This window comes from Carnobacterium sp. FSL E2-0243 (assembly GCF_038003605.1).
GTDB classification, from domain to species: domain Bacteria; phylum Bacillota; class Bacilli; order Lactobacillales; family Carnobacteriaceae; genus Carnobacterium; species Carnobacterium maltaromaticum.
The window spans coordinates 1-17,466 of record NZ_JBBOPM010000002.1; the positions used below are offsets into that span (position 1 = coordinate 1).

Below are 17,466 nucleotides of genomic sequence, written 5' to 3' on the forward strand. Positions count from 1 at the left end.
GTATAAAAGAAATAGTTCTTATCAAATAAGTGAAAAAAAAAGCTTGTATAACAAGGAACCACAAAAATTGTGGTTCCTTGTTATACAAGCTTTAAAGTAAATAATACATTCTCACATATCTTATTGTTACAGTTTTTTAATCTAATTTCTCTGCTAGTCTATCGTCAACTAATTGACGGACAGAGGTCTTTTCAAGAAAAGCTCTTTCTCTTAATACTTCATAATATTGTGTGCTAATTCTAACTGCGGTAGTAATGTTTTCCTCTGATTTCTGATGTTTATTTTTAGATGGTTTAACATTAATATCTTTTTTTACTTGGTCCGAAAAGCCTATTTGTATCATAATTTTTCAATATCCCTTTTTTATAACACCTATAATTGTACCTTGTTGTGTAATAGGCTACAATTATATTATTCACTTTATTACATTTTTAACAATTATACTTTTTATATTGATTAGCCAGCTTCTATTATGAAAATCTGCTTATATAAATTTTAATTTAATAGAATTAATTTCTTACTCTTATTGAATAACGTGTATATACAAAGTAGATACTTTCTGCTACAATGGACAAAAGAGAGGAAGGGATTCTAATGATTCAACTACCAGTTAAACAGTGGGGAAACAGTCAGGCAATCCGTTTACCCAAAAGCCTATTAGAAGCATTGGAAGCAGAAAAAGATGATGACTTAAATGTAGAAGTTATTAATCATTCGATTGTATTAACCAAAGCCGAAAAAGAAGTAACTTTTGAAGAACTTTTCAAAGACTACAACAAAGAAACATTTACAACAGAACTACAAAGTTTTTCTCCTATAGGAAATGAGAAATGGTAAAACAAGGCGATATTGTTAAGATAAATTTAGATCCTAAACAAGGACATGAACAACAAGGATACAGACCCTATATTTGTTTAAGCTATCATGGTGTCAGTGACTATGCTAATATAGCGGTCTTTGCTCCAATATCAAACACAGAACGCAACTATCCTTTATATGTGCCATTACAAGGTACGAAATCTTCAGGAAAAGTTTTGTTAGATCAATTAGTAACCATTGATTACAATGCAAGAAAATATAGTTATGTGGAGACTGTTCCAGAGAAATTGATAGATGAATTATTAGTGAAAGTAAAAGTAATTGTTCAAAAAAATGAAAATATAAAGTAATGTTGACAGTGAAAATTTAAATTTAGCAATGAAGGCTATTAATAGTTAATGCTCAAAAGGACCCTATCGCTTAAACAGCGGTAGAGTCCTTTTTGCTATTATTTATATTGAGTACTTAAGAAAATAACAGCATCTTCAATAATGTCTTGTTGTGTTGCTTTAATTAGAAATTGCGTTTCTAAACACTTTTTTGTTTTTCTTTCTTAAACGTATAATAAACTTGAATTAAAAATATGATACCTGAATAAAAAGTTAGTATAAGTAGCATATTATCTGTAGCTAGATTAAATTGATCATATAAAACGCCTGAAAAGAAATTAGCAAAAATCAATAGCACTAATAAACTTATTGGAACGATTAAATCTACTATTTTAAACTTTAAGGAAAGTTCTTTTCTAAAACTAATCACTTTTATTAAATTTAAAGTAATTAAAATACTTGCAGTAATAAAAACTCCTGAAAACATCCACCAGAATGAATCAAAAAAATGAGTCATCATAAAAGATCCTCCGTTCTTTTGTATTTTAAAATACCTACAAGTATATATTAAGCAATAAACTAACTATGGATCAAGAGAAATCCTTATTTTAAGTGTATTCTTAAAGAATAATTAATATAATATAATATGTGTTTTTTTAGACGATCATTATTTTAAAATACACGATATTAGATAGTTTCATGTATCATAACTATAGATAAAGTGAATGAGAAATGGGGCTATTTAAATGATAAAAATAATTGACAATCAGAAACTCAAATTACATTACAAAGAGGGATTTGGATCATGGACTTATCACCTTAGACTACCAGGAACAGCTGATAATAAAGGGAGATGGGGACATTTAAAAGTATCTGGTACAATTGACGATTTTGAAGTGAAAAACATTTATTTGGCTCCAAGGAAAGATGAAGATAAGATCATCTCAATCAATAAGGAAATTAGAGACGCGATAGGGAAAAGCGGTGGCGATATAGTAACGGTAATGTTATATTTGCATGATTAATTTACTCAATAAATCCAATCTTCTCTTTTTAGATATGAAACTTACGCTATGATGGGCTTAAAGATTTGGGTAAGTTCTATATTTGATAGAATTTATTTTTATATCGCACACGATGTTTTCCGGAATCTCTTATATAAATTAGTTTATACGATTTTATAGACACTCTTTTATTTCTTCAACAAGTACTAAAATAGAGTTATTAATTGGTACATAAACGTCTAGTGAGGGCATGATATTCACCTCTTATCTGTTATAAGTAATAATGAATAGGAGGTGAATAGTGTAAAATGACTCCTATAGAGTGGACTCTGAAAAATAGATCTCTATAAGGTCCATTTTATTTTGTCCCAGCCTCTTTTGTGGTTAAATTTAAGTTAAATCATTTCAAGTAAATCATTCATGGATTCACTCATTGTAGGGTGAGTATAAATACCGTCTCGTAAACTCTTATATGAAATATTTTCATTAATTGCTAATGCAATTAAGTTGATCATTTCGTGAGCTTCGTAGCTGAAGAAGCTTGCGCCTAATATAAGGTCAGTCTCTGGATCAACTAATATTTTCAAAAAGCCGCTTGTTTCACGCAATACTTGAGCTTTAGGAACAGCAGCAACGGGCATCTTAGCAACTTTATAATTTTTACCAGCTTCAGTTGCTTCTTTTTCATTAAAGCCTACCCGTGCAAATGTTGGATCCACAAATGTTGCTGTAGGATAAACACGACGCGTTTCTAAATTATAGTTGGATTCTTCTCCTAGCAATTGAGGCAAAACAATACGGTAGTCATCCAAAGAAATATAAGTGAATTGTGGTCCACCTTTAACGTCGCCCACTGCCCAAATGTGTTCAACAGAAGATTGCAAGTGCTTGTTTACCTTGATTTCTCCACGAGCGCCGAGCGCCACGCCAGCCTTTTCAATATCTAATTTATTTGTGTTAGGAATACGGCCAGTAGCAACTAAAATTTCATTTAATTCAGCAGATTTTTCTTCGCCGTTTTGTTCAAATGTTAAACGTACACCATTATCCGTATCTTGAACACGTTTAGCTTGAGCGTTAAATTCAATAGTTACCCCTAATTCTTCTAATCTTTCCAAAATAGCTGCTGCGTCATCCTTATCTTCACGTGGCAATAATGAGTCATTGAATTGATAAACGGTTACTTCAGAACCAAATTCAGCAAAATAAGAAGCGAATTCTAATCCAATTGGACCAGCTCCGATAATACCTAGTTTTTTTGGCAGATTTGTTAGCTCTAAAATTTCTTCACTTGTGTGGATGTGTGGACTGTTTTGCTTGTTTTCAAAATCTGGAATAACAGCCGTAGATCCAGTTCCAATAATGATATTAGCAGCCGTAACTTGTAGCGTTTCTGTATCTGTATCCACTAACAAAGTATGGTCATCTTTGAAGTGAGCAAAACCGTCTAAGACTGTTACGTTATCTAAATCAGCAATTTTATGGTAGTTTTTTTTATTTAATTTGGTTACTAATTCAGTTTTATAGTCCATGGCTTGTTTGAAAAACTGGTTGTTAATCTCAGGATTTCGCTCAATGCCAAATTCTGATAATTGATCAATAATTTTTGCACTATGTGTCAACGATTTAGTCGGTAAGCATCCCACATTAATACAAGTTCCACCATACATTTTAGCTGATTTTTCAATCACAGTGACGGTTTTTCCTTTTTTAGCTAAAGCACCTGCTAATGTTTTTCCTGCTTTACCAAATCCAATAATGGCTACGTCTGTAGTGTACTCATTCATATTTTAGTGCCCCTCTCATTTTGTATTGCATATAATTTTACTTCCATATCTTTTAATGTAATAGTTGCTAGTTTTGCTACTGCATCTTTATTCAGCTCATCATAAAGATCATCCATAGCTTCTGACATACCAGACGAAATCATACATTGTTCATTGATATAACCTGAATGCCAAGTATTTTGGATAATTGGGATCTTTATCGCCTCATAAACATTTTTTAAAGTGATAGCTTCTAAATTATCGGTTAGAAAGTATCCGCCATGCACACCTTTTTTTGTTTGAACTAATCCTTTTTTTCGGCATTTTGCCAGAACTCTGCGAACACGAACTGGATTCGTACAAATGTTCTCAGCTAATGCTTCACTGGTAAAAATTGAATTGTTATGACCTAAATAGACCAACCCATGTACTGCAATCGTAAATTCACTCAAAATTATTCACCTTCTTTAAAAAGTAACTTTTAAAGTTACTTTATCTAAATTAAGTATACACCTAAAAGTTATCCAAATCTACAAAGTCTGTTACTTTTAAGCAATTATTTTAATATCTCCTTAGACGAATTGATTAAAGGAGATGACGATAAGATGAAAAGAGAAGTAACTATTGCTAAGATGAATCAATTAATGTTGGTTATTATAGGATCATTTGTTTTAACCCTCATTACTGCATCCTTATTTAAATACTGGGGCGATTTTTCTTTGATTTTGCCAGTTACTTTTATAGTAATCATGGTCAATGCTGCTATTAAACTTCAAAAGATCCAAGATAAAGAAAATCTAAAAACCTATAAAAAAATCTTAGATTATATGGACAATAGAGAAGTAAGAAATGATCCGAAAACACAAAACAGGAAGAGAATGAACTTAGAAAAATCTAGCTTGGCGATAGTAGGAGCTCTTATTGAGTTTTTCTTAATGTATGGCGTACTGTCGGTTTTCTAAATCATCTTAATACATGAAATTGCATAAAGTCGTGTATATAGGATGTTGTTGAATCAAGGTTACTATTAAGTTTATTTTATGTATCTTAAGGAGCAAAACCATAATATAATAAGCTAAATACAAGTTGTCCTAATACTAATAGTCCAACTAGTGCAACGATGTAAAAAGAGATAAAGACTATTTTTAACCCGAGATATTGATCTTGCTGGACTATTTTCTTGATGCCATACCACGCAAAAAGAAGCAGAAGAGGAACAAGCAAGATAAAGTATGAAACATCAACGAATTGACTAAACTCCATAAATCGTTGGAATCCTTCACCTGCAGAGGTCATCAAAAAAATTATTTTATCAAGCCAGAGATAAAGAAATGAGAAATTCAAAAGACACGAGAAAATAGTAATTCCGTAGGTGATATACTTATTTTCATGTCTAACTAAGAAATAAGTTACTCCTATATAAACTAGAGCTAGCATCATAGGGTAGAATGGTTGGTAGGCAAACAATAGAGACACTTCCTTTTCGTTTTTTCATACATGAAATTAGATAGAAATATATATCTTGAACCTTATTCGAATAAGGTTATTTTTTAGTATAAAATACAACATAAGTTCCTTGAATAAGTAATACTAGTGGTTTTCAAGTACGTATTTATTGTTTGTAAAAACATTTTGACACTCGAAATTTCCTGATTATAAAGACATTTGATAGTATATTTCTTCCACTTAAATTATCCTATTGTTAGAAGGAGCAGATAATATGAATCTAAGTAAACAAATAAAAAAATATAGAGCTACATTGGCACTCTCTCAAGAAGAATTATCGGAAAAACTATTTGTCTCACGACAAACCATTTCAAACTGGGAAAATGGACATAGTTATCCTGATATTCATAACTTATTATTACTTAGCGCTCTTTTTGATGTTTCTTTAGATGAGTTAGTAAAAGGAGATGTAGAAACAATGAAAGATTGGGTATCTCATTCAGAAATGGACAAATATACTAAGGTAATGATTGTTTTTATTGTGTTGGCTATGTTATCAATTGGTCCTTCTTTATTACTACCGGGTTATTGGTTTTTTCTTCCCCCATTTATTCTATGGTTAGTAGGAATGTATGGAGCGATAAAAGTTGAGAAAATCAAAAAATCGGAAGATGTCCAAACATATAAAGAAATCATAGCTTTCATGGAAAATAAAGACATTGAAGCTGTAAGAAAAAAAAGAAACAAACGAAAGGATAAGCAAGATAAAAGATTAATAGTACTTGTTTTTTGTTTAGTAGCAGGAATTATTGCTTTATTATCTATATGGTTATTCACTATTGTTTAAGCTCTATTGTTTAAGCTCTATTGTTTCGTTGTAAAATTACATTAGTTTATTAGTCCAGATACATGAAATTGTATAAAATCATGTATCCAGAATACTATCTCTATAGGGTTCTTTTTTTCTAAGCCCCTCCGATACATGATTTCGTGGTATACTGAATGAAATCATGTATCGTTTTTTGAAAGGAGAGCCATTTTCAATGACATATAACGTCCAACCTTTAAGAACGCAGCAAGAAATCAACGACTTTTTATTTTGTTTGCGCCGCAATAAGAACGCCAAACGCGATGTTTTTCTGTTTTTGATCGGTATTAATAGCGGTTTACGCATGTCCGATATCGTGAAACTAAAGAAAAAAGACGTGATTACCTCGAAGAATCCACGCATTGTGGAACAAAAGACCGGGAAAACACGTATTTTATATTTAAGCAGCCTGCAGGAGTTGATCCAAGACTACACCAAAGACTTGAAGCCAGAGGATTATTTGTTTCCTAGCACCACCGGTGGCCATTTAAAGGTCAACACGGTGTACCAGATGTTTCAAAAGGTGGGCGACCTATTGGATCGAGACGATATCGGCACGCACACGTTGCGCAAGACGTTCGGTTATCATTACTATAAGAAAACCAAAGACGTGGCTACACTCATGGAAATAGTTGGCCATAGCAACGAGAAGATTACGAAACGTTATATTGGAATCAATGAAGATGAAATCAGCGAGACCTTATTTAATTTCAGATTAGGTTTTTAATATTCTTTTAGGTATATTTTTACTAATTCTATAAAAATTCAATTTTAAATACTCCTCTTATATTTTTTTGTTGATATACTATTCTACAAATGATATTATTTGTATGTATAAATCTAATTTAACTTGCTCTTCTTGCTTATGTTTTAGAATGAGAGCTATTTAAATCTGAACAGGCGGTGGACCTCTTCGAGGTACATGCAGCCGGATCACCGATGTGTGATAGCAGAGTAGTGCCAAAAAGGCACACCTGTGGGACAGTAATACTGTCCTATAGGTGTGCCTTTTTTTGTTTTTATTTTTTATTAAGGAGGGGAAATCTAGCTACTAGATTGATATTGTTTATAGAAAGGAAGAGGGAAATGTTGAAATTTTTAAGTAACACACGTTCAGGTCAATTTTTAATGATTGGAATTTTTTTTACGCTTAGTGGTTTTGTTTTGAATTCATTAGGAGGCTTCTATAGTCAATTTTCTTTTTACTTTGCCATTTTCTTTTTAGGCTTCTTTTCAGCAAAAAAAGCCCTTGTAGAAACAATTCATTCTAAAGCTCCAAATGTTGATTTGCTTATGATTTTAGCGGCTTTAGGTGCATGCTTAATCAGTTATGAATCAGAAGGAGCTATACTATTACTAATTTTTGCGGGATCAGAAGCTCTAGAATCATATGCTACTAATAAATCAAAAAGTGCTATTTCTGAATTAATGTCCCATGTTCCAGCTGTAGCTCAATTATTTAAAGAGAATGGTGAAGTTGTTGAGGTGCCTACTAACACCTTAAAAGTTGGTGATACCGTAGTAATTTCAAAAGGAGTTCAAATACCTATCGATGGGTATACGGATCGGAAAACACAAATCAATGAAGCAAGTCTTACTGGAGAATCATTACCTGTTGAAAAGGAAAACGGAGATGAAGTCTTTTCTGGGACTTTCAATGAAGGGAATGCATTTCATCTTAAAGTGAATAAAACGAGTGATCAAACTGTTTTTTCAAATATTATTCGCATGGTGGAAGAAGCACAAAAAAGACCCTCAAAAATCTCAAAAATTATTGATCGATTTGAAACAAAATATGTAATTGCTGTTTTAATTATAGTACCCATTTTTATTGTTACCCTCTATACTATTAATGGATTTAGCTTTCAAGAAGCCTTTTACCGGGGAATGGTTTTACTAACCGTTGCTAGCCCATGTGCTTTGGTCGCTTCTGCTACACCAGCAACTCTCAGTGCCATAAGCAATGGGGCAAAAAATGGGGTACTAGTTAAAGGTGGGGCAGCGATGGAATCTTTGAACACTATGGATATTTTGTATAGTGATAAAACAGGGACATTAACACTTGGCGATTTCACAGTATTAGATTACGAAGTTCCAGATGATGTTCTTAATGAAGTAGTTTATATGGAACAACAATCTAACCATCCTATAGCCAACGCGATTGTTGCAGCTTTCAAAGATAGAACCTTTAAAGACATTGATACTTCAGAACCTGTGGAGGAAATAGCTGGATCCGGTGTTAAAAAAGGAGCAATCACAATAGGAAAACCCAGTGCTTTTAACGGTTACCTCGATAAAAATCATTATCTTGATAAAATAGCCGAGGAAAATACAACTATTATTGTGGTAAAAGACAATGGAATTGTTGGTTACGTATCTCTTTCCGACCAAGTACGTTATGAAGCAATAGAAGCGGTATCGGGTTTTCAAAAAGAAGGTATTCAAGTTGTTCTATTAACGGGTGACAACGAAAGAGTAGCTGCGAAAGTAGCCAAAGAAGTCAAAGTAAATGATTATGTAGCAAACTGTCTTCCAGAAGATAAAATCAATTATATTTTAAAAAGCCAACGAAATAAAAAGGTAGTCGGCATGGTTGGAGATGGAATCAATGACGCACCAGCATTAGCAAATGCTGATATTGGTATCGCTATGGGTAGCGGCTCATCCGTGGCAATAGAATCAGCTGATGTGGTAATCGTAAAAAATGATTTAGCAAAACTACTTTATAGTTATAAACTAAGTAGTCGATTAAACCGTATCATTAAGCAAAATATTATTTTTTCAATCAGCGTCATTGTCATACTGATTTTTTTGAATCTTTTAGGCTATCTAGATTTACCAGTAGGAGTTGTCTTTCATGAAGGTTCAACAATTTTGGTTATCTTGAACGGGCTACGTTTATTGCAAAAGGAGAAAAAAGTGTAGCCTCAATGTAATTAAATAAAAGACAAGTTGATACTAAAACAGAGTGAGAAAACGGGGATCTAGGAATCAATCTTAATTTCCTCCTTTTCTTACTCTATTTTTTATAAAAAAATAAACTTTTCAATAACAAACTTCTCTAGAAAAAAGGAGCTTTTAATTCTTTAATTGTTTGCTTTCGGTATAAAATTCTTTGTATGCCATGTAACTAGCCATAACAGATGCAATACTTGTTGTAGAAAGCAACATAAAGGTAACCATAATCTGGTACTTTATTGCATGTGTTGGATCTACACCAGCAAACATTAATCCTGACATCATTCCGGGTAAACTAACGATTCCTATTGTTTTTGCAGACTCTATGGTAGGCAACATACCTGAGCGAATACTGTCACGTACGATTGTAATAGAGGCTTGTTTTAAATTTGCTCCTAGAGCTAACTTTTCTAATACTTGTTGACGTTGGTCTTTAAATTTTGCATTTAAGTTTCGATAACAAATTCCAATCGCAATCATTGAATTACTAGCAATCATTCCTGATATTGGAATCACCTGCGAAGGAATGAATAAAACAGCTCCCGATAGAAGGAGCACTACTAAAGTCAAACTAGTTGCTGTTAATATAGCAATAAACGATATTTTAAATGCATTTGATATGCCATTGCTTTTCTTACCAGCATTAAAAGAGGCGTTAAAAATAATGACTAAAACAAGTGCTAATGTCACAATAATATTATTTAAATTAAAAACGTAGCCCAACAAAAAACCAACTGCAACTAATTGAATAACTGCTCGAACCACACCGATTAAAATATCTTTACCTAATCCTAATTTTTCTTTATAAACAACAATAAGTGCTATTCCAACCAAAGCTGTTGCAAATAATAAAGATGCATTATTAATAGCTAAGTTCATTTAGGTTCCTCCATTTCTCCATTAACTAAGTGGACAATACGATTTGAAGATTGAATCTCTACTGTATTATGTGTGACCCATACTATCGTAATGCCTTGCTCTTGATTTAGATTACGGATCAAGGAACGAATAATAGTCTGATTTTCTTCATCCAATGCGCTTGTCACTTCATCTAGCAATAGAACCTTAGGCATAAACAATATATTACGAATTAACGCTACTCTTTGCTTTTCACCGCCAGATAATGCATGGACTGATTTAGTTAGGTACTCTTTTCCTAAACCAACGCTTTTTAAAGCAGATAAGGCCTTTTTTTCATTAAAAGGCTGATTTCTAATATCATAAGGAAACGTTAAATTATCTTTTACTGTTTCTCCAAAAAGAGTCGCCGTTTGAAAACAGTAGGATACTTCTTTTCGGTAATCAGTCGGTTCATATTCTTCAACTGGTTTATTTTGATAACATAATTTGCCTTCGGTGGGCGATAACATTGAGGCAATAATTTTTAATAATGTACTTTTACCACTACCAGATGGACCTGTAATCGTTAAAAAATCTCCTTTTTCAATAGTTAGAGTGATACCTTTTAAAATAGTTTTACCATCTACCTCGAATTCTAAATTTGTTGTTTTTAATAATGGTGCCTCCATATATTTACCTCCTCAAATCGTTCATATGTAGGTTTATTTCAAAAAAATAAAAAAGAACCCAAAAATAAAAGTAGAACTCAAATTTTTGGGCTTAAATCATTATTTTTTCAGTAATTTTTTTTAATGTTCGTTTGGATCATTTTTTGCATCTTCATGGGTTGGATGAACGGTTCCTTCAATATGATCAGGTCCAGCATAAATGGTATATAACTTTAAGGGAGTATCTCCAGTGTTTTTGATATTATGCCACATATCTGCTGGAACAAAAACTGCCTCATCTTCAGAAACGGATTGTTCAAAATTCAAGTTGTCTTCGGACGGTCCCATAAGGCATAATCCTTGCCCTTCTTCGATACGAATAAATTGATCGATTCCTTTATGCACTTCTAAACCAATATCATCGTTCGGTTGAATAGTCATTACCGTTACTTGTAATTTTTCTCCTGTCCATATTGTTGTCCGATAATTATCGTTTTGCACAGTAGCCTCTTCAATATTGACTACATAAGGTTTTTTGCCATGATCTTTAAAATCAATACTCATTATCCTAATCCCTCCGTTTTTATACTAATTATTTAATAATATTTATTACAATCTAATTCTATCTTATCATTATCTAAAAAGCAAGTATTTTAAATCCTATTTTAACATTTACTTAACATAATCACCCATTAAACCAAGTAGCTCCGTCGCTCATGTTGTGACGGAGCTACTTGGATTACCACCAGTTATATAATTATGAAAAGTCACGCGCATTACTGATTTCCTTGTATAACCGTACTTCTTCTCGTTCTAGATCTTCTCCAATAGGATTAATAATGAATGTGGAATACCTATGTTCAAGCTGATTCATCAACGAAACTAACGTTTCATTTTTTCTTCTTTTAGGTAAAAATAAAGCTTTTTGATAAGACTCTGCAATTAAATCTAAGTCTGTCTGAGTCATTTTCATCCCTGCTTTCTTATAAGTTGTTACTTATTTTATTGACCTACATAAAAAATATTTAAAGTCACTAGTTTTTTTTATTTTTTATTTTTTCTGGATAGGATTTTTTCTTTTTTTGTTCTGAACCTATTAATTTTATTTCTTCTACTACTTATTCTTAATTATATAGCTAAACTAAAAAATTAAACATTAAAAAAATTATCAAGTTGCAGAATAAGTTTTCCAGTGAGTTATAACGCCCAACCCATAGTTCTTACTACTCTTTTGTTTTTTTATTTTATAAAGTGTTTTCTCTAAAAGATATTGCATCATTTCCAGCAACTATAATATGATCTAACACTTCTATTCCTAGCAATTCTCCTGCTGCAAAAAATCTATCTGTAAGCTCATAATCTTCAATTGATGGATCAGTATTTCCACTAGGGTGATTATGATAAATCAGTATTCTTGCTGCATTATTCAACAAAGCACTTCTGAATATTTCTCTTGGGTGCGCTATGCTGCTATCTAGTGATCCACTAAACACTTTGTGAATAGCATTGATTTTATTTTTAGTATTTAGTGCAACTAAAAGTAACACTTCTTGAGCTTCGTCTCCTATTTCGTCAATTCCTATTTGTTTAGCTATCGTAGTACTAGTAATCATTGTATTGTATTCAACTGGTCTTTCTACAACAGTTTGTTTTACTCTCACCACTTCTTTTATTAATTGTACTGATTTTTTCCCCTCTATCTCTTTTACTGTTTTCATTTTGTACCTCCCTTTTCTTTGTTGTATTAAAAGTACGCTTTTAATATTCAAATCATTTTTTTATATCACTTATTGTAATTAGGGAAAAAGAACCGTTTACTGCTAAAACAGTAAATGGTTCTTTTACAAATTGTTTTAAATAAGATAAAAAATCAATAAAGCTAATTGGATAGGCATATACATGTTTTTTACCTACATATCTTTTGTTATTTACACTTACCGATCTGCCAATATACTAATTGATATTATTTAAATCACCAATCAGTTCATTTAGTACTTCATATTCTACTTCTGAAATAGTCATTTTTTCTACATTGTTATCTAGTATTGTATGTAAAGAATCTATATGGTCTTGCAAGGTATTCGCATTATAATTGTTATATATCATTTCTTTTAATACATCGAACACTATAAACATCTCCTAAAACACTCATAGTAAATAAGATTTTGTATTATTATACCATCATATTACAATATATTGTCTTTGATTTTTTTATCTTTTTTAATGGATAACCAACATACATTTTCATTACGGTTGTATATTTTGTTCATATCCTTGGTTCTATTAAATTTATATAATAATGTATGGATTCTTCTGAAATCATTTCTAATGAGCTTTCTGATAATCCCCAGATAGTTTCTTGTAACTCACTTAATGGTATTTTGTTCTCCTTATAATCCTGAATTATTTCTTGTATTGTTGTCATATTATCACTATCCTTTATGTCCGCCTACCATACGACTTCTCTGAATGGCAGTACCGCCTTTTGTTAAACTACTTGCATGTACAATTGCATTAAACCTGCATTCCCGAATTGTGTAACGATAATCACTCGAAAAACCGCTATAACGATTGATATATAGCGGTTTTTTTGTAGACTTATAACTCGTTATATAATATAATGTATAACGAGGAGTGTTGATATGGCAGTTATTTTTCAGACAAACAAGAAAACGGGCATTACTTATGCCTATCAGAATGAACCCTACTGGGATAAGGAAAAGCAACAATCACGCGCTAAGAGGACACTGATTGGAAAAGTCGATCCGGTTACAGGTGAAATCGTCCCAACACGTTCGTACAAAAAGAAACCGGCCCCGACTTCATCGGAAGTTAAGCCAGGGCCGATTCCAATGACACAAGTCCGAAGAATCTTCTATGGGGCAGGTTATCTGCTCGATCAAATTGGCAAGCAGACAGGCGTATACGCGGACCTTAAGGCCATCTTCCCGGAGCATTATAAGCAAATTCTGTCGATCGCCTATTACTTGATTCTCGAAGAGAATAACGCCTTGAGTCGTTTTTCCCATTGGCAAAAACTGCATCATCACCCGTATTGCCAGGATATTCCTTCACAACGAAGCAGCGACCTATTCCAAGCAATCGATGAGGAAGGCCGGATGGCCTTCTTTCAGAAACAAGGCAACCGCCGGATGGAAAAGGAGTATTGGGCATTTGACACTACGTCGATATCGAGTTACTCAGAGGTCTTATCGCAAGTGAAGAAGGGACGAAACAAGGAACACGACCGCTTGCCACAAATCAACTTGGCACTCTTGTTTGGGGCGCAATCCGGACTGCCCTTTTATTACCGCAAGCTCTCCGGAAATATCACCGATGTTAAAACGGTTCGGCAACTCATGAAGGAATTTGATGTAATGGGCTACAAAAAGGTCAACGTGATATTTGATCGAGGTTTTTACAGCAAGGATAATATCAACGCCTTGTATAAACACCACCAGAAATTCGTGATAGGAGTGCAACTCAAACTCAAATATGTCAAGGGTGTGTTGGAAGCGGAACGTGAGAACTTGAAACTTTGGTCAAACTTCGAAACACAGTTCACCACCTACGGTGTATGTCGCACAATAAACTGGGAATACGAACAGGAACGTCCGTATAAAGGTGATGTGATAAAATTGGAAAAGCGCGCGTATCTGCATCTGTTCTACAATCCTGAAAAAGCGATTAAAGATCAGGTAGACATGAACGACTATCTGACAGCCCTTCACCAAGATCTGAAGGAAAATACACTAAAAGATTATCGTATGAAAGATTATGATAAGTACTTCGAAGTTACTGAGACACCTAAACGAGGGAAGAAAATCACGCCTAAAGAAGAGGCGATGCGCAATGCGGTTAGAAATTATGGTTACTTCGCCTTGCTTTCTAATGAGGTCAATGATCCGTTTGAAGCGTTGTCTCTTTATCGCAGCAAGGATGTTGTTGAAAAAGCCTTCGGCAATTTAAAAGAGCGCCTCAACTTCAGAAGAATGCAAGTTTCATCCGAATTGTCCCTGAATGGGAAGCTTTTTGTGGAATTCATCGCCTTAATCTACTTATCCTACGTGAAAAAGAAGATGCAGGATGCCGAGCTATTTAACCAATGGACCCTTCAAGGTGTACTGGACGAACTGGACATGATTGAATTATTTGAGGCCCCCGGGCACGGTCGCGTGTTGGGAGAGGTTACGACGAAGCAGAAGGAATTATACGAGGCGTTAGGCGTTGCCCTTCCCTCGTTATAAATTCCGGGAATTCAGGTTGTAAAATATTATGAATTTCATTTTTGCATTGGGTGATGCGTTCGGTATAGGCTTTCCGACGTCTTGTCAGAAGCCGCAATTGTTGAACTTCTTCGCAAGGGATGTAGGATGGCTGGATCAGACCACATCTACCAAGTTGGGCAATCCATTCCGCATCATTCATATCCGTCTTCCGGCCAGGAAGATTTTTAATGTGTTGCGGATTCGCCAGTATCAACGTTAGATTACTGTCATAAAAAATATTAAATATGGGAATCCAATATTGCCCAGTACTTTCGAAAAAAACATGCGTTACGTTCTGAGATTGAATCCACGTCAATGCTTCTCGTAGTTTCTTTGTTGTTGTACCAAAGGTACGAGGCTGCTTTTTTGGTTTGTTCGTGTCTAACGGGCCGTCAAGGATACAACAAACAATGGATTTTTGATGCACATCGATACCACAACAGGTTTCAACCATAACTTCCATGGAAATCCCTCCTATAAAAAAATGAGAAGATAACGGATTTCATCGAAATAGATCTGTAATTTTGTTTCCATACTCATAGGTATATTCGGTTTTTCTCAACAAGATGAAATCATTCAGTTTTTTGTACGGGTTCGGCAAAACTCCGTTAAAGAGGTTGAATTTGTGTTACCTTCGATTAAATTATAAGCGGCAACTTATTTTCTGTCATGGATTTGTTCGCGAAGCGAACTTAAAGTTTTTTGTGCATTTCGGGCTTTCATTACCCGAAATATGCAAACATCTTTCGGGTAATGAAAGCGGTCAACGAAGCTGTTTGAAGGAAACCTTCATGTACAATTTGATGAAAGGAGCTAAAAAACAACGATCCGCGAAAAATCGTTGTTTTTGTTATCTAATCTACTTTCAACTGAGGGGATATATTGGATTGGAAAACGAAAGACTTATATCAGGAGGAAATTTGGATTTTTTTTATTTCAATCAAGTTATTAGTGAATCAAACATACTCAAGCTAATATCGTACAGAGATTGGGAAGTCCATCATATCCAAGTTCAATTTATAAAGGTTGTAAGGAAACGGTCAGGTTAGCAAATAATTCTAGTATATTTTTCAATGTCTTTTTTTTCTTTATCCGTTATTTTTTCGTCTGTAATCAAGGCTGTTATTTCATCGAGATTGTAAAACTTATAAAAATCCTCTTTGTCTATTTTGCTTGAGTCGGCGACAATATATTTTTCCCTGGCATTGTTCAACACAATTTCTTGAGTAGTGCCTTCTTCTTCATTTGCAGTATATATTTCATTCCTGCTTATTCCGTTTGTTCCGATAAAAGCTTTTGAAATTCTCATCTTAGACAGCGCTTGATTGGCGATACTCCCAACAAAAGCTCCTGTTCGGTATCTATAGCTACCGCCTATTAGAATCAAATCATATTTGTTGGAGTTGTTAAATTTATTAAAGACATGGATTGAATTAGTAATGATCCTTGTTGGAAAGTCTTCCATGTAACCGTACACATTCTCGATTGTTGTACTGGGACCTAAAAATATTGTGTCGCCACTTTTAATTAAATTTGCAATTTTTTTTGAAATATATTTTTTTTCTTCTATCATGATTTCTTGCTTCTCAATATTAGACAGTTCTTTGTTGAATGAATTGTCCACAGGTTTTGCTCCACCGTGGATCCGTAGAAGTTTGCCTGCATCCTCCAAAGTTTTTAAATCTCGTCTTACTGTCATTTCTGTAACATTTAGGATGTTTGTTAAATCAGACACCTGAACAATTTCCTTCTGTGACAATAACTCTTGAATAATATTTAAACGTTGTTGTTTTAACACGGGGCTATCTCCTTTGCTTTGTTATGTTCGAAATTGTTCCGATTTATTTCGTTAATACTGTTAATTATAACTTATCACCATTGAAAACGTATGTCAAATAGATAAAAAGGAAGATAGAAATTTGGTTGAATAATATATGTCCAAAAATGTTTGACAATGTTAGTTTGTGATGGTAAATTAGTGCGTGTAAAGAATCAATGTACTAATTATCAGGTTATCGATCAGAAAATGGAGGGGAAGAAAAATGAGTATTGTATTGGGTGCAGATAATGCCGGATTTGAATTAAAAGAATTGTTGAAGAAAGTTATCAAAGAAGAGGGTTTTGAAGTGGTCGATTTGTCTGAAACTCCAGCTGAAGATTTTGTTGATGCCGCTCTTGCAGTTTCGGAAGCAGTCTTAAAGGACGAAGGTAGGACAGGCATTATAATTGATCAATTTGGTGTAGGTTCTTATATGGCAGCAAATAAAATCAAAGGAATGATTGCCGCAAACGTCACGGATGAAAATTCATCAAAAATGACCCGCGAACACAATGGCGCAAAAGCGATTACTATTGGTTCAGGTATAGTGGGAAAAGATTTAGTTGTTAACTTAGTTAAATATTATATCCATGCTGATTACGCAGCTGGCAGGCATCAGGTCCGAGTTGATATGTTAAATAAAATGTTGTGATAACCAAATATATAATATGGAAAATGGAG

General features: G+C 33.6%; 21 protein-coding genes and 1 riboswitch. Of the genes, 9 read left to right on the forward strand and 12 right to left on the reverse strand.

The window, feature by feature from the left end:
* Nucleotides 1-136: 136 nt before the first annotated feature.
* On the reverse strand, nucleotides 137-343 hold the full coding sequence (locus MHI00_RS16520) for a hypothetical protein (RefSeq protein WP_035067092.1): 207 nt from the start codon (nucleotides 341-343) through the stop codon (nucleotides 137-139).
* A 251-nt stretch (nucleotides 344-594) separates the two neighbouring features.
* Between MHI00_RS16520 and MHI00_RS16525 the strand changes: the two genes are divergently transcribed.
* Both MHI00_RS16525 and MHI00_RS16530 read left to right on the forward strand, forming a co-directional pair.
* A complete protein-coding gene (locus tag MHI00_RS16525; protein WP_051926844.1) occupies nucleotides 595-837 on the forward strand; it encodes an AbrB/MazE/SpoVT family DNA-binding domain-containing protein in 243 nt (80 codons plus the stop codon).
* The gene (locus MHI00_RS16530) at nucleotides 831-1,169 is read left to right on the forward strand and encodes a type II toxin-antitoxin system PemK/MazF family toxin (protein WP_035067089.1); all 339 of its coding nucleotides are present in this window, start codon (nucleotides 831-833) and stop codon (nucleotides 1,167-1,169) included. The genes MHI00_RS16525 and MHI00_RS16530 overlap by 7 nt, the downstream gene beginning before the upstream one ends.
* A gap of 178 nt (nucleotides 1,170-1,347) precedes the next feature.
* On the opposite strand, the gene MHI00_RS16535 is transcribed toward MHI00_RS16530, so the two are convergent.
* Entirely contained in the window at nucleotides 1,348-1,668 is a 321-nt protein-coding gene (locus MHI00_RS16535; protein WP_035067086.1) for a hypothetical protein, read from the reverse strand.
* Nucleotides 1,669-1,894: 226 nt separating this feature from the next.
* Between MHI00_RS16535 and MHI00_RS16540 the strand changes: the two genes are divergently transcribed.
* Nucleotides 1,895-2,173 carry a DUF1905 domain-containing protein gene (locus tag MHI00_RS16540; protein WP_005875075.1) on the forward strand — a complete coding sequence of 93 codons (279 nt, stop codon included), beginning with the start codon at nucleotides 1,895-1,897 and terminating at the stop codon, nucleotides 2,171-2,173.
* A gap of 374 nt (nucleotides 2,174-2,547) precedes the next feature.
* Here the strand turns inward: MHI00_RS16540 and MHI00_RS16545 are convergent, their stop codons facing one another.
* Nucleotides 2,548-3,939 (reverse strand): dihydrolipoyl dehydrogenase family protein, encoded by a 1,392-nt coding sequence (locus MHI00_RS16545; RefSeq protein ID WP_005237714.1) that lies wholly within the window; start codon nucleotides 3,937-3,939, stop codon nucleotides 2,548-2,550.
* Nucleotides 3,936-4,370 carry an RrF2 family transcriptional regulator gene (locus tag MHI00_RS16550; protein WP_005237713.1) on the reverse strand — a complete coding sequence of 145 codons (435 nt, stop codon included), beginning with the start codon at nucleotides 4,368-4,370 and terminating at the stop codon, nucleotides 3,936-3,938. The genes MHI00_RS16545 and MHI00_RS16550 overlap by 4 nt, the downstream gene beginning before the upstream one ends.
* A 153-nt stretch (nucleotides 4,371-4,523) precedes the next feature.
* On the opposite strand from MHI00_RS16550, the gene MHI00_RS16555 reads away from it, so the two are divergent.
* From MHI00_RS16555 to MHI00_RS16570, 4 genes are all read left to right on the forward strand, one after another.
* Complete coding sequence (locus MHI00_RS16555; RefSeq protein WP_021150714.1) at nucleotides 4,524-4,880, forward strand: hypothetical protein; 357 nt, start codon at nucleotides 4,524-4,526, stop codon at nucleotides 4,878-4,880.
* Between the two features lie 758 nt (nucleotides 4,881-5,638).
* Nucleotides 5,639-6,211 carry a helix-turn-helix domain-containing protein gene (locus MHI00_RS16560; RefSeq protein ID WP_035033544.1) on the forward strand — a complete coding sequence of 191 codons (573 nt, stop codon included), beginning with the start codon at nucleotides 5,639-5,641 and terminating at the stop codon, nucleotides 6,209-6,211.
* A 196-nt stretch (nucleotides 6,212-6,407) separates the two neighbouring features.
* Nucleotides 6,408-6,959, forward strand: a complete 552-nt coding sequence (locus tag MHI00_RS16565; protein ID WP_035067072.1) for a tyrosine-type recombinase/integrase — start codon at nucleotides 6,408-6,410, stop codon at nucleotides 6,957-6,959.
* Between the two features lie 155 nt (nucleotides 6,960-7,114).
* Nucleotides 7,115-7,219: riboswitch (NiCo riboswitch) on the forward strand.
* Nucleotides 7,220-7,318: 99 nt separating this feature from the next.
* The gene (locus MHI00_RS16570) at nucleotides 7,319-9,157 is read left to right on the forward strand and encodes a heavy metal translocating P-type ATPase (RefSeq protein WP_035067070.1); all 1,839 of its coding nucleotides are present in this window, start codon (nucleotides 7,319-7,321) and stop codon (nucleotides 9,155-9,157) included.
* A gap of 153 nt (nucleotides 9,158-9,310) precedes the next feature.
* Here MHI00_RS16570 and MHI00_RS16575 read toward each other — a convergent pair whose 3' ends face one another.
* The 6 genes from MHI00_RS16575 to MHI00_RS16600 all read right to left on the reverse strand — a co-directional run bounded on the left by MHI00_RS16575 (nucleotide 9,311) and on the right by MHI00_RS16600 (nucleotide 12,825).
* The gene (locus MHI00_RS16575; protein WP_034558288.1) at nucleotides 9,311-10,069 is read right to left on the reverse strand and encodes an ABC transporter permease; all 759 of its coding nucleotides are present in this window, start codon (nucleotides 10,067-10,069) and stop codon (nucleotides 9,311-9,313) included.
* Nucleotides 10,066-10,719: an ABC transporter ATP-binding protein gene (locus tag MHI00_RS16580; RefSeq protein ID WP_034558286.1), complete on the reverse strand. Its 654-nt coding sequence runs from the start codon at nucleotides 10,717-10,719 to the stop codon at nucleotides 10,066-10,068. Before MHI00_RS16580 ends, MHI00_RS16575 begins: the two co-directional genes overlap by 4 nt.
* Nucleotides 10,720-10,839: 120 nt before the next feature.
* Nucleotides 10,840-11,262 carry a cupin domain-containing protein gene (locus MHI00_RS16585; protein WP_034558281.1) on the reverse strand — a complete coding sequence of 141 codons (423 nt, stop codon included), beginning with the start codon at nucleotides 11,260-11,262 and terminating at the stop codon, nucleotides 10,840-10,842.
* A gap of 193 nt (nucleotides 11,263-11,455) precedes the next feature.
* On the reverse strand, nucleotides 11,456-11,665 hold the full coding sequence (locus MHI00_RS16590) for a hypothetical protein (protein ID WP_034558279.1): 210 nt from the start codon (nucleotides 11,663-11,665) through the stop codon (nucleotides 11,456-11,458).
* Nucleotides 11,666-11,942: 277 nt separating this feature from the next.
* Nucleotides 11,943-12,416 (reverse strand): JAB domain-containing protein, encoded by a 474-nt coding sequence (locus MHI00_RS16595; protein WP_051926833.1) that lies wholly within the window; start codon nucleotides 12,414-12,416, stop codon nucleotides 11,943-11,945.
* 235 nt (nucleotides 12,417-12,651) lie between these two features.
* Nucleotides 12,652-12,825, reverse strand: coding sequence for a hypothetical protein (locus MHI00_RS16600; RefSeq protein WP_155520245.1), 174 nt, complete (start codon nucleotides 12,823-12,825; stop codon nucleotides 12,652-12,654).
* Nucleotides 12,826-13,340: 515 nt separating this feature from the next.
* Here MHI00_RS16600 and MHI00_RS16605 point away from each other — a divergent pair.
* Complete coding sequence (locus MHI00_RS16605) at nucleotides 13,341-14,945, forward strand: IS1634 family transposase (protein WP_034558278.1); 1,605 nt, start codon at nucleotides 13,341-13,343, stop codon at nucleotides 14,943-14,945.
* On the opposite strand, the gene MHI00_RS16610 is transcribed toward MHI00_RS16605, so the two are convergent.
* Nucleotides 14,887-15,429 carry an IS110 family transposase gene (locus tag MHI00_RS16610; protein ID WP_010051911.1) on the reverse strand — a complete coding sequence of 181 codons (543 nt, stop codon included), beginning with the start codon at nucleotides 15,427-15,429 and terminating at the stop codon, nucleotides 14,887-14,889. The two genes, MHI00_RS16605 and MHI00_RS16610, sit on opposite strands and share 59 nt — an antisense overlap.
* Before the next feature lie 582 nt (nucleotides 15,430-16,011).
* Nucleotides 16,012-16,764: a DeoR/GlpR family DNA-binding transcription regulator gene (locus tag MHI00_RS16615; protein WP_010051912.1), complete on the reverse strand. Its 753-nt coding sequence runs from the start codon at nucleotides 16,762-16,764 to the stop codon at nucleotides 16,012-16,014.
* Between the two features lie 244 nt (nucleotides 16,765-17,008).
* Between MHI00_RS16615 and lacA the strand changes: the two genes are divergently transcribed.
* Complete coding sequence (gene lacA / locus MHI00_RS16620) at nucleotides 17,009-17,437, forward strand: galactose-6-phosphate isomerase subunit LacA (RefSeq protein WP_035067063.1); 429 nt, start codon at nucleotides 17,009-17,011, stop codon at nucleotides 17,435-17,437.
* Nucleotides 17,438-17,466 lie beyond the last annotated feature (29 nt).